Annotated in this window: 10 protein-coding genes; 3 read left to right on the forward strand and 7 right to left on the reverse strand. The window is 56.6% G+C overall.

The features are described from left to right. Window positions 1-36 precede the first annotated feature (36 nt). The 6 genes from E2L05_RS00325 to E2L05_RS00350 form a co-directional block, all read right to left on the reverse strand. Window positions 37-432 (reverse strand): F0F1 ATP synthase subunit epsilon, encoded by a 396-nt coding sequence (locus E2L05_RS00325; RefSeq protein ID WP_133340899.1) that lies wholly within the window; start codon window positions 430-432, stop codon window positions 37-39. An 11-nt stretch (window positions 433-443) separates the two neighbouring features. Further along, entirely contained in the window at window positions 444-1,868 is a 1,425-nt protein-coding gene (gene atpD, locus E2L05_RS00330; RefSeq protein ID WP_133340900.1) for a F0F1 ATP synthase subunit beta, read from the reverse strand. A 19-nt stretch (window positions 1,869-1,887) separates the two neighbouring features. Next, a complete protein-coding gene (locus E2L05_RS00335) occupies window positions 1,888-2,760 on the reverse strand; it encodes a F0F1 ATP synthase subunit gamma (protein ID WP_133340901.1) in 873 nt (290 codons plus the stop codon). 21 nt (window positions 2,761-2,781) lie between these two features. Further along, complete coding sequence (gene atpA, locus E2L05_RS00340) at window positions 2,782-4,320, reverse strand: F0F1 ATP synthase subunit alpha (protein WP_133340902.1); 1,539 nt, start codon at window positions 4,318-4,320, stop codon at window positions 2,782-2,784. Between the two features lies 1 nt (window position 4,321). After that, entirely contained in the window at window positions 4,322-4,882 is a 561-nt protein-coding gene (locus E2L05_RS00345) for a F0F1 ATP synthase subunit delta (RefSeq protein WP_133341002.1), read from the reverse strand. A 217-nt stretch (window positions 4,883-5,099) separates the two neighbouring features. After that, the gene (locus tag E2L05_RS00350) at window positions 5,100-5,903 is read right to left on the reverse strand and encodes a class I SAM-dependent methyltransferase (RefSeq protein WP_133340903.1); all 804 of its coding nucleotides are present in this window, start codon (window positions 5,901-5,903) and stop codon (window positions 5,100-5,102) included. 62 nt (window positions 5,904-5,965) lie between these two features. Here E2L05_RS00350 and gloB point away from each other — a divergent pair, with 62 nt between their 5' ends. Together gloB and clpA are read left to right on the forward strand one after the other, a co-directional pair. Then, complete coding sequence (gene gloB / locus E2L05_RS00355) at window positions 5,966-6,733, forward strand: hydroxyacylglutathione hydrolase (RefSeq protein WP_133340904.1); 768 nt, start codon at window positions 5,966-5,968, stop codon at window positions 6,731-6,733. A gap of 183 nt (window positions 6,734-6,916) precedes the next feature. Continuing rightward, on the forward strand, window positions 6,917-9,238 hold the full coding sequence (gene clpA, locus E2L05_RS00360; RefSeq protein WP_133340905.1) for an ATP-dependent Clp protease ATP-binding subunit ClpA: 2,322 nt from the start codon (window positions 6,917-6,919) through the stop codon (window positions 9,236-9,238). Window positions 9,239-9,471: 233 nt separating this feature from the next. On the opposite strand, the gene E2L05_RS00365 is transcribed toward clpA, so the two are convergent. Continuing rightward, the gene (locus tag E2L05_RS00365; RefSeq protein ID WP_133340906.1) at window positions 9,472-9,903 is read right to left on the reverse strand and encodes a DUF1489 family protein; all 432 of its coding nucleotides are present in this window, start codon (window positions 9,901-9,903) and stop codon (window positions 9,472-9,474) included. Window positions 9,904-9,995: 92 nt separating this feature from the next. Between E2L05_RS00365 and E2L05_RS00370 the strand changes: the two genes are divergently transcribed. Beyond that, window positions 9,996-12,269 carry an adenosylcobalamin-dependent ribonucleoside-diphosphate reductase gene (locus E2L05_RS00370; protein WP_133340907.1) on the forward strand — a complete coding sequence of 758 codons (2,274 nt, stop codon included), beginning with the start codon at window positions 9,996-9,998 and terminating at the stop codon, window positions 12,267-12,269. Window positions 12,270-12,634: the final 365 nt, after the last annotated feature.

Genomic DNA, 12,634 nt, shown 5'->3' on the forward strand with positions numbered 1-12,634 from the left:
GGGAATTTTTCGAAAGATGCGCCCGAAGGCACGGTTTTACTGCATGTGGTCGAGAAGATGAACCAGATCGGCGACAAATTTGTCTGCCGTATCCTTATGTTCGCCAGCGACTTCTGACGCGGCCTTACGCGCCTCTTCAAGATGTGCCTCAATCGCGGCGCGATGATCAGCGTGCCGTTCATAAGCGCCTTCGGCCAGAACGGTCAGCCCTTCTGGCGTGATCTCGGCAAAGCCGCCAGTGACGGCATACTCTGATTTGCCGTCCGGTCCGGTTACCGTGAGGATACCGGGCCGCAGCGTTGTAAGAACCGGTGCATGGTTGGGCATCGCGGTCATGTCGCCTTCGGCGGCCGGGATCTGCACCGCCGTCGCCGGGTGCGAAGCCAGGCTCCGCTCCGGCGACACGAGGTCGAATTGCATTGTATCGGCCATCAAAGTTCCCCTTAGGCGGCTTCAGCGGCCAGTTTTTCGGCCTTTGCGATCACGTCCTCGATACCGCCAACCATGTAGAAGGCTGCCTCGGGAAGGTGGTCATACTCACCGTTCACCACGGCCTTGAAGGACGCGATGGTGACTTCGATCGGCACCTGAATGCCGTCAGAGCCGGTGAACACTTTCGCAACGTCGAACGGTTGGGACAGGAAGCGCTGGATTTTCCGTGCACGGGAAACGGTCAGCTTATCTTCTTCCGACAATTCGTCCATCCCGAGGATCGCGATGATATCCTGCAGCGACTTGTAGCGCTGAAGAACACCCTGCACTTCACGGGCCACGTCATAGTGTTCCTGACCGATCACGGCCGGGTCAAGCAGACGCGACGAGCTGTCAAGCGGGTCAACCGCAGGATAGATGCCGAGTTCCGAAATCGCACGCGACAGAACAGTTGTCGCATCAAGGTGCGCAAACGACGTCGCAGGCGCAGGGTCGGTCAAGTCATCCGCAGGAACATAGATCGCCTGCACCGACGTGATCGAGCCAGCTTTGGTCGACGTGATACGCTCTTGCAGAGCACCCATGTCGGTCGCCAGCGTTGGCTGATAGCCCACAGCAGAAGGAATACGGCCAAGAAGAGCCGAAACTTCGGAACCCGCCTGCGTGAAGCGGAAGATGTTATCGACGAAGAACAGAACGTCGGTCCCGGATTGGTCGCGGAACTGCTCGGCCAGGGTCAGACCTGTCAAAGCAACACGCGCACGGGCTCCTGGCGGCTCGTTCATCTGGCCGTAGACCAGGGCCACCTGGCTCGACGCCAGATCGTCTGGGTTGATAACGTTGGATTCGATCATTTCGTGGTAAAGGTCGTTCCCTTCACGTGTCCGTTCCCCAACACCTGCGAACACCGAGTAACCCGAGTGCACTTTCGCGATGTTGTTGATCAGTTCCATGATCAGAACCGTCTTGCCCACGCCGGCACCGCCGAACAGGCCAATCTTACCACCCTTGGCGTAAGGTGCCAGCAGATCGATAACCTTGATGCCTGTAACCAGGATCTCAGAGGTTGTTGCCTGAGCTTCGAAAGAAGGGGCCGGCTGGTGGATTGCGCGTGTTTCCGACGCCTCAACCGGGCCTTTTTCGTCGATGGGCTCGCCGATCACGTTCAGAATGCGACCCAGTGTGCCGTCGCCGACAGGGATCGAGATAGGGGCGCCCGTGTCTTCGACTTTCGCGCCACGAACCAATCCTTCGGTCGCGTCCATCGCGATTGTGCGAACCGTATTTTCGCCGAGGTGCTGGGCAACTTCGAGAACCAGTTTCTTACCGTTGTTCTCTGTGTTGAGCGCGTTCAGAATTGCCGGCAGTTCGTCGTCGAACTGCACGTCGACAACGGCGCCGATGACCTGGGCCACTTTGCCTTGTGCGTTAGCCATTGTGGTTTCTCCGGTTTCTTTAGAGCGCCTCGGCGCCCGAGATGATTTCGATAAGCTCGTTGGTGATGACAGCCTGACGCGAGCGGTTATACTCGATTGTCAGATCTTCGATCATGTCACCGGCGTTACGGGTTGCGTTGTCCATTGCGGACATCCGCGCACCTTGCTCAGATGCTGCGTTCTCCAACAGGGCTGCAAAGATCTGAACGGCGACGCCCCGTGGCAGAAGATCGGCAAGGATGCCTTCTTCGCTCGGTTCGTAGTCGGACAGTTTTCCGCTTTCTGTGGTCTCAGCATCAAAAGTAGCCGGGATGATCTGCTGTGCCGTCGGCACCTGCGATATCACGGATTCGAAGCGCGAGAAGAAGATCGTGCATACGTCGAATTCCCCGCCATCGAAGCGTGCAAGTACGTCGCGCGCAATGTCCTGCGCGTTGACGTAACCGACCCGCTTGATGTCGGAAAGGTCGACGTGGCCGACCGAATACTGGCCGAAATCACGACGCAGTTGTTCGCGACCCTTCTTGCCGACAGTCAAAATCTTAACTGTCTTGCCCTTGCCAACAAGCTCCGCTGCCTGAAGTTTGGCCAGCTTCACGATCGACGAGTTGAAGCCGCCACACAAACCGCGTTCCGCAGTAATGACAACAAGAAGATGCGTATCTTCCGACCCTGTCCCGCGAAGCAGCGCAGGTGCGCTGGGGCTATTCCCGACGGATGCCGCAAGTGTCGACATGACATCGGTGAACTTCTCGGTATAGGGGCGCGCCATTTCGGCTGCCTCTTCGGCGCGGCGGAGCTTTGCCGCCGCGACCATCTGCATAGCCTTCGTGATCTTGCGAGTGCTTTTGACACTCGCGATCCGATTTTTGAGATCCTTGAGATTTGGCATTCAGCGTTCCCCCGGCCCCGCTTACGCGAAGCTCTCGGCGAACTCTGAAATAGCAGCCTTCACACGATCCGCGTTATCACCCTTGATTTTGGGATCTTCGTTCGTGAGCCAATCCAGGAGATCTTTGTTGTTGCTGCGCAGATGCGCCAGCAGGCCCGCTTCGAAGCGACCAACATCCTTGACAGCAACTTTGTCAAGGAAACCGGTTGTACCGGCAAAGATCACGCAGACGATTTCTGCGTTGGTCAACGGCGAATACTGGTTCTGCTTCATCAGTTCGGTCAGACGCGCACCGCGGTTCAAAAGCCGCTGCGTCGACGCATCAAGGTCAGACCCGAACTGCGCAAATGCTGCCATCTCACGATACTGGGCAAGTTCCAGTTTGACCGGACCCGCGACAGATTTCATCGCGTTCGTCTGAGCGGAGGAGCCCACGCGCGAAACCGACAGACCGGTGTTCACCGCAGGACGGATGCCCTGGTAGAACAGTTCGGTTTCAAGGAAGATCTGACCGTCGGTGATCGAAATCACGTTGGTTGGAATAAACGCCGAAACGTCGCCGCCTTGGGTTTCGATGATCGGCAGAGCCGTCAGCGAGCCGTTGCCATGATCGTCGCCCAGCTTTGCCGAACGCTCCAGCAGGCGGGAGTGAAGGTAGAAAACGTCACCGGGGTAGGCTTCACGGCCGGGTGGGCGACGCAGAAGCAGGGACATTTGGCGATACGCCACAGCCTGCTTGGAAAGGTCATCATACACGATCAACGCGTGACGGCCATTATCGCGGAAGAATTCGGCCATAGCCGTCGCAGCGTAAGGCGCCAAGAACTGCATGGGCGCAGGGTCGGAAGCCGTTGCAGCAACAACGATCGTGTAGTCAATCGCACCGGTTTCTTCGAGCTTCTTCACCAACTGCGCAACAGTTGACCGCTTCTGGCCGATCGCGACGTAGATGCAGTAGAGCTTCTTGCTTTCGTCGTCGCCAGCCGCCTCGTTATAGGACTTCTGGTTCAGAATGGTGTCGAGCGCGACAGCCGTTTTACCGGTCTGGCGGTCACCAATGATCAACTCGCGCTGACCACGGCCAATCGGGATCATCGCGTCCACGGACTTGAGGCCAGTCGCCATCGGCTCGTGAACCGATTTACGCGGGATGATGCCCGGCGCCTTCACGTCCGCCACGCGGCGTTCGCTGGTGTCCAATGGGCCCTTGCCGTCGATTGGGTTACCCAGACCGTCCAGAACGCGGCCGAGCAGACCGTTGCCTGCTGGTACGTCCACGATCGAGTTGGTCCGCTTTACGACATCGCCTTCTTTGATGTCTTGGTCCGAACCGAAGATCACGACACCGACGTTGTCGGTTTCGAGGTTCAGAGCCATCCCGCGGATACCACCGGGGAATTCGACCATTTCACCGGCCTGAACATTGTCGAGGCCATAAACCCGTGCGATCCCGTCACCGACGCTCAGCACGCGGCCGACTTCGGCGACTTCTGCTTCTTGTCCGAAGTTCTTGATCTGCTCCTTGAGGATAGCAGAGATTTCGGCTGCCTGGATTCCCATGTTATCCGACCTCTTTCATTGCATGCTGGAGGTTCGCAAGCTTGGCGGCGACCGACAGGTCGATCATCCGCGAGCCCACTTTAACGACAAGACCACCGATGAGGCTTTCATCGACGATCGTTTTAATTTTTACATCTTTACCGATGTTTGCTTTCAGCGTGTCGGCAAGTTTCTGAGTCTGCTCTTCGGTCAGCGCCGTTGCGGCGGAGACTTCGGCAGTGACGATGCCCTTTTCATCGGCAATCATGTCGCGCAAGACGCGGACAAGTTGCGGCAGAACGAAAAGGCGACGCTTGGACGCCATCAGAGCAAGCGTGTTGGTCATCAGAGTCGACAACCCCATGCCGCCGGAAAGCGCGGTCATGGCATCCTGCTGCACCTGGCGGGAATAGAGCGGCGAATGAACCATCGCGGCGAATTCCGTGCTTTCGTGCAAAGCAGCATCTAGCGTGTCGACATCGGATTCGAGCACGTCGACCTGATTGTCGGACTGGGCCAATTCAAACATGGCCTTGGCATAGCGCGCAGCTATGCCTGTGGAGATCGAAGCTGGTTCGGACACGTCCACCCTTTCGATGTCTTGGCCCAAACCTGAACATACAGGCCGGGCGAGGTCTGCGGCCCGCATGTTCACGATGCCGTCAAAATCAGCGTGGGTGTAGCAAAGCCCATCTACGCAGGCAACCGCTCAACTGCCGCACAATGGCTTACGATAGCCAATGAATAGGGGTTTTTCGCCGGGTGCGACCCTATGCGCAACACCGGACGAACAATTTATCTCAGTCCAAAGCTGCCGGACGATGATTCCCTGCCACGCAGGGGCCCTCTTCGGGCGCAGCAAAACTGACGCTAGCAGGCCGCCTCATGCCATCAAGAACGCGCAACGGGTCCGGCATCCCGTCTCGCACAGGGGTCCCGCTGGCCTGGGCGCTTTCCTTGACCGCTTCAACAATCAACACCCCGCCCGCGTATGTATTTGACAGTCGATGGCCGACGCTTTCGCAAAACGGACCGCTCTTGAGCCAGAATTTTCGATGCGATGGTGGCTGAAAGAGCGCGACCTCATGACCTTCTGCGCGAAATCCGTGCCGCTTCAGCTGGGCCTCTAATTGTCCAAGACTGTAAGGGCGACCATAGCCAAAGGGCGTCTGGTCACTTCGCGCCCACAGACCGGCCCGATTGGGGACAATCAACAACACGCGACCGCCTGGGCCAAGAACACGGCTCGCTTCGTCGAGCAAAGCCGACGGATTTTCCGAGGTCTCAAGTCCGTGCATGATGACAAGCCGATCAACGAGCCCCGTTGGAAGCGGCCAGACGGCGTCTTCGCAAAGAACAGATACGTTTTCCATACCGACGGGCCAGGCCATAACCCCTTGCGGTGCCGGCATAAGGCCAATCACGCGGCGCGCAGACACCAAAAAAGGCCGCAACAGCGGGACCGCAAAGCCAAAGCCCACAACCGTATGGCCTTTGGTATTCGGCCAACGGGTGACGACACGATCTCGGATCACCCGTTGCGCCGCACGCCCAAGCCGCGTGCGGTAATAGAAAGTTTTCAGGTCCTGAACGTCGAGATGCATTGCGAAGCCCTTGCTTGCCGACGTAGCGTCGAACGACAGTACCCAAAGCGGAGCGAAATACCATGCCCCTCACTCTGGTCACCGTTGCCTGTCTTTCAGACAACTATGCCTTTATAGTCCACGATCAAACCAGCGGCGCAACCGCCGTTGTTGATGTGCCAGAGGTCGCCCCGATCAAATCCGCGCTGGATGCGCGCGGCTGGACGTTGAGTGACATATTGTTGACACACCACCACCACGACCACGTCGGTGGAGTTGCGGAACTCAAGCGCCTGACGGGCGCCCGTGTGTGGGGCGCAGCTCAAGATGCAAGCCGCCTGCCCCCCCTGGACCGAGCTGTGACACCCGGTCATGAAGAAAGTTTTGGCGGCGAAAGCGTGCAAATCATCAACGTTCCCGGGCACACCATTGGGCATATTGCCTATTTTATGAGCGCATCCAAAATTCTGTTTTCCGGTGACAGCCTTATGGCAATGGGATGCGGGCGCTTGTTCGAGGGCACACCAGAACAGATGTGGCAAACCCTCAAAACTTTGTCCGCACTACCGGATGAAACTGTTGTTTGTTCGGGTCATGAATACACGAAATCCAATGCGGCCTTTGCTCTTAGCCTTGGCCATGAAAACGACGCGCTCAAGGCGCGCGCCATTGAAATCAATGCCGCGCGGTCAAAAGGGCTTGCCACTGTTCCGTCTGAACTTGGCCTTGAGAAAGCCACAAATCCATTTCTGCAAGCTTCAGAACCCGCGCTCAAGGCCGCGCTTGGGTTGCCAAATGCAAGCGACGCAGATGTGTTTGCAAAGGTCAGAGCCCTAAAAGATGCTTTTTGATTAAATTTTAAGCACTCCTTGCGACGCCTGCGCAGAAGAGCAATTCGACCACCAATCAAAGCCCAATGCCGACACGGTGAGGAAAAAAGACTTGAAGACTGCGCAGGAAAACCAAACTTTAAGATCATGAGCCCACGGTTGTGACGTGCATCGTCACCGCCCCGTCTGAAAGGAGCACGCCTCGTGCCGTCATTTTCGAACACGCTTGAACAAGCAATTCATGCGGCTCTGGCCTTGGCGAATTCCCGCCGCCATGAATTGGCCACGCTTGAACACCTCTTGCTCGCCTTGGCAGACGAGCCGAACGCTGCGAAGGTAATGCAAGCCTGCGGTGTGGACCTGCAAACGTTGAAAACCACACTGGTGGAATTCATCGACGAAGAACTCTCGACACTGGAAACAGATGTTGAGGGGTCCGAAGCCGTTCCAACGGCTGCGTTCCAGCGAGTTATCCAGCGCGCTGCAATTCACGTCCAGTCATCGGGCCGTACAGAAGTCACAGGCGCAAATGTGTTGGTGGCTATTTTCGCTGAACGCGAAAGCAACGCGGCGTTCTTTCTGCAAGAGCAGGAAATGACCCGCTACGACGCCGTGAATTTCATTGCCCATGGTGTCGCAAAAGACCCAAGCTTTGGTGAAAGCCGTCCGGTAAAGGGCGCGACCGACTACGAAGAGGAAACAACGCAGACGGCTGAGCCCGAAGCCAAGGAATCCGCTCTTGGAAAGTACTGCGTGGATCTGAACGCCAAGTCCGTAAAGGGGGAAGTTGATCCCTTGATCGGTCGCGAGTCTGAAGTGGAACGGTGCATTCAGGTATTGTGTCGTCGCCGCAAGAACAATCCGCTATTGGTTGGGGATCCCGGTGTCGGGAAAACTGCGATAGCCGAAGGGTTAGCGCGTAAAATCGTACAGGGTGAAACGCCCGAAGTGTTGGCCGGGGCCACGATCTATTCCCTCGACCTTGGTGCATTGCTTGCTGGAACGCGATATCGCGGCGATTTCGAAGAGCGTTTGAAAGCTGTGGTATCCGAGTTGGAAGAACACCCGGATGCGATCTTGTTCATCGACGAAATTCACACCGTTATCGGTGCAGGAGCGACGTCCGGTGGTGCAATGGACGCGTCGAACTTGCTCAAGCCCGCACTGCAGGGCGGGAAACTTCGGTGCATGGGATCGACCACGTACAAAGAATTTCGTCAGCATTTCGAAAAGGACCGCGCCCTGAGTCGCAGGTTCCAAAAGATCGATGTGTCCGAGCCTTCGGTCGACGACACTGTGAAAATCCTGAAGGGCCTCAAGCCCTATTTCGAAACGCATCATGATATACGCTACACCTCAGAGGCGATCAAAACGGCAGTTGAATTGTCGGCGCGGTACATCAACGACCGTAAACTTCCCGATAAAGCGATTGATGTGATCGACGAAGCAGGGGCGGCCCAGCACCTTCTGTCGGAGAGCCGTCGTCGTAAAACCATTGGTGCGAAAGAGATCGAAGCGGTTATTGCCAAAATCGCCCGAATTCCAGCCAAGAACGTATCGAAGGACGATGCTGAAATCCTGCGCGACCTTGAGAACACCCTTAAACGTGTTGTGTTTGGTCAGGATGACGCCATCGTCGCGCTCTCATCAGCAATCAAATTGTCCCGCGCTGGCTTGCGTGATGCCGGCAAGCCGATCGGCAACTACCTTTTCGCTGGGCCGACAGGCGTTGGCAAAACCGAGGTAGCCAAACAGTTGTCCGACTCCCTTGGTGTTGAACTGCTTCGGTTCGACATGTCTGAGTACATGGAGAAGCACGCGGTTTCACGGCTGATCGGTGCTCCTCCGGGGTATGTGGGCTTTGATCAGGGCGGAATGCTGACGGACGGAATTGACCAGCATCCGCACTGCGTTCTGCTACTCGATGAAATCGAGAAAGCGCACCCGGATGTGTACAACATCCTGCTGCAAGTAATGGATCACGGCAAACTAACCGATCACAATGGTCGTCAGGTCGATTTTTCCAACGTCATTCTGATCATGACTTCGAATGCGGGCGCAGCCGAGCAAGCCAAGGCTGCAATCGGATTCGGTCGTGATCGGCGCGAAGGAGAAGACACTGCTGCAATCGAGCGGATATTCACACCAGAATTCCGGAATCGCCTTGATGCTGTGATCAGCTTCCGTCCGCTGCCACAGGAAGTCATCATGCAGGTGGTCGAGAAGTTTGTTCTACAACTGGAAGCGCAGCTGATGGATCGCAACGTGTCGATCGAGCTTTCGCCAGAAGCCGCCGAATGGCTAGGCGTCAAAGGATATGACGACAAAATGGGGGCTCGCCCACTTGGCCGCGTGATCCAAGAGTACATCAAAAAGCCATTGGCTGAAGAGTTGCTTTTCGGGAACCTTGCGAAGGGTGGCATCGTCCGCGTGGAAGTACGCGATGGAGAGATTCATCTTCAGACACTGCCACCGGAAAAGGCGCGCCTGTCCAGCAAGAAACCGCCCTTGCTGACAGCGGACTAGTCGACTTTCTGGCCTGACCAAAACAATAAAACCCGCAACAGCTTTGTTCTGTTGCGGGTTTTCTCATACAAATTCGCTGCGACCAAGCACCTTTGCTTTTGAAGCAGGTGACTAATCCTGCCCTAAGTCGCGCGACCCGGCACCGAAGGGCTGCCCTCTCCATAGCTGAAAACAAGGCGCGCTGAGTGTGCAATTTGCCCTAACCCGTCTGATACCGACGAACGGCCTTAAAGTTACAAAACCCCAATCTCAGCCAATGCCGTTTCCAGCGAGGGTGGCAACGTATCTTCCGACGAACGCCCCGCTCGTAGATCAGGTGGCGCATCCTCAGGGCGCAAATATCGCCATCCCTGGAAGGGCTTTCGGGGACTGGGAGCGGTGCGAACCGCTTCCGGGTCAAGAACGATCCCGCATCGTTTGATCCCGTCCTCCCCCATGACCGCATCAAGACGCAGTATTGTCTGACGAGCCAGAATCACCCCCTTGAATACCCAGTACAAGGAACCGCCATTCAGCAGTTCGGCGTCCCGCTTTGGCCACATTCGGGTAACGTGCCGAGGCACGCCCAGACCGTTCTGCGCCGCGCGTTGTGCCTGCCAGGCCAAAAGGTCCTCGACCTTTTCCGCGCCAACGCAAAGCTTTACCAGATTTATGTGGTCAGACATTTGTGCACCCCTTCATCTGGTGGAAAATAGTTGAATTCGGCAGGCTGGCAAGCTACCTTGCAAGGCCTTCCCGCTGAACAAAGAGAGCCGCCATGAGCCGTTTTTCCGCCCCCATCGCCGAAGCCATCTGGGACATGAAATACCGCCTCAAGTCGGCGGAAGGCAACGCCCTTGATGCGTCTGTCGAAGACACCTGGGCGCGGATCGCAAAAGCGCTCGCCGCCGTGGAAAATGACCCCAAAGCTTGGGAGCCTAAATTCCGTGACGCTTTGGACGATTTCAAATTCTTGCCTGCGGGCCGGATCATTGCGGGGGCTGGAACCGGCCGCAGCGTGACACTGTTCAACTGCTTTGTGATGGGAACGATCCCCGACAGCATGGGCGGCATCTTTGAAATGCTGCGCGAGGCCGCACTGACAATGCAGCAAGGCGGCGGCATCGGGTACGACTTTTCGACCATCCGCCCCAAGGGCGCCCCCGTACAGGGCGTTGCGGCCGACGCATCGGGCCCATTGTCTTTCATGGATGTGTGGGATGCGATGTGCCGGACGATCATGTCAGCCGGCTCGCGCCGCGGTGCCATGATGGCAACGATGCGCTGCGATCACCCAGATGTCGAAGCCTTCATCACCGCCAAGTCGGATGGCGCACGTCTTCGGATGTTCAACCTTTCGGTCTTGATCACGGACGACTTCATGGCTGCCGTCAAGGCAGACAAATCTTGGGATCTCGTGTTCGAAGGCGCAACGTACAAGACCGTCCGCGCACGCGATCTTTGGGATGCAATCATGCAATCGACATTTGATTTCGCCGAGCCCGGTGTCATCTTCATCGATCGGATCAACACCGCGAACAACTTGAACTATTGCGAGCAAATCGCGGCGACCAATCCCTGCGGTGAGCAGCCCCTGCCCCCTTACGGGGCGTGCTTGCTAGGATCCATTAACTTGGCAAAACTTGTTGCGGACCCGTTTAGCGACACGGCGTGTGTTGATGAAGCTGCGCTTGATGATCTGGTGCGCACCGCTGTGCGCATGATGGACAACGTGGTGGATGCCAGCCGGTTCCCGCTGGAAGCGCAAGCACAAGAAGCACAGGCAAAGCGGCGGATCGGGCTGGGTGTGACAGGCCTTGCAGACGCTTTGCTGATGGTGGGCCTGCGCTACGGGTCAGAGGAAGCGGCGCGGCAAACGGACCGCTGGTTGCACGCTATCGCCCGCGCCGCCTATCTGGCATCAAGCGATTTGGCAGCCGAAAAGGGCGCCTTTCCCTTGTTTGATGCCGAACCATACTTGGCCAGCGGCACCATGTCACAAATGGATGAGGATGTGCGCGCGGCAATCGCCAAGAACGGCATCCGAAACGCTCTTTTGACGTCCATCGCGCCGACCGGGACAATCAGCCTTTATGCTGGCAACGTGTCATCCGGGATCGAGCCTGTGTTCGCCTATAGTTACACACGCAAGGTTCTTCAAAAAGATGGATCCAAGACAGAAGAAGAAGTGGTCGACTACGCGGTTCAAATGTGGCGCGAGAAATATGGCGATCGCCCGCTGCCAGAGTACTTTGTGAACGCGCAGACGCTGCCACCGCTTGACCATGTGCGCATGCAGGCTGCTGCTCAGAAATGGGTCGACAGTTCGATTTCGAAGACCATCAACTGCCCCGAAGACATCAGCTTTGAAGCCTTCAAGGATGTCTACATGGCGGCATGGGACCAGGGCTGCAAAGGATGTACGACCTATCGCCCGAATGCCGTCACCGGAAGTGTTCTAAGCGTATCTGAGGAGGCCAAGCCAGAGGCCGCCGTTGCAGACGGACTGCAAGTTGAAGGCGACGTCGTCTATATGACAGAACCGCTTGATCGCCCGGCAGAATTGACCGGTGCAACATACAAGCTGAAATGGCCGGATAGCGAGCATGCGATCTACATCACGATAAACGATATAGACGCCAATGGCCGCCGTCAGCCCTTTGAAATTTTCATCAACTCCAAGAACATGGAGCATTTCAGCTGGACCGTCGCCCTTACGCGCATGATATCGGCCGTGTTCCGGAGAGGCGGCGACGTATCTTTCGTGGTCGAAGAACTGAAGGCCGTTTTCGATCCGCGCGGCGGAGCGTGGATTGAGGGACGCTACATTCCATCGATCCTTGCCGCTATTGGCGGTGTGATCGAGCAGCATATGGTCGAGATCGGGTTCATCGGTGGCGAAGGGCTTGGTCTCAAATCGGATCCCAAAGCGCAAGTTGCAGTGGTCGGACAGAAGAGAGGAAAGTCGTGTTCCAGCTGCGGAAGCTTCGAGATGCGTATGGTTGAAGGGTGCATGACCTGTGCCAATTGCGGCTTTTCTAAGTGCGGCTAGGGTCGGGTACTTCGGTTGCTGTTTGAAAGGACAGGCAATTCAGGGCCATTTTGACTGAATTGTCTGCCACTTTTCAGGTCTATTTTTTCCACCGACACCTAAGTCATTGAAGTCATTGCACGTGAAATGCACCGATCTGCAAAGGTCGGCGCATTCTTTTGGGGTGATACAAACCCCGGCCCCCACTTGACGCCATCGAGAAAAATGATGTTTGTCTTTGGCATGAAAACGCATCGCCATATCCGACTCATACGAATTTCTTGATCTGCTTCCCCATTGGAAGCGGCATCGTTCATGCGACCCTCTGATATTCTGTTCCTGTTTTCGCATGCAGCCGTTTCCCGCACTTCAAGTTGGATTTGGAT

It is taken from the genome of Meridianimarinicoccus aquatilis, from assembly GCF_004358675.1.
GTDB lineage: Bacteria > Pseudomonadota > Alphaproteobacteria > Rhodobacterales > Rhodobacteraceae > Meridianimarinicoccus > Meridianimarinicoccus aquatilis.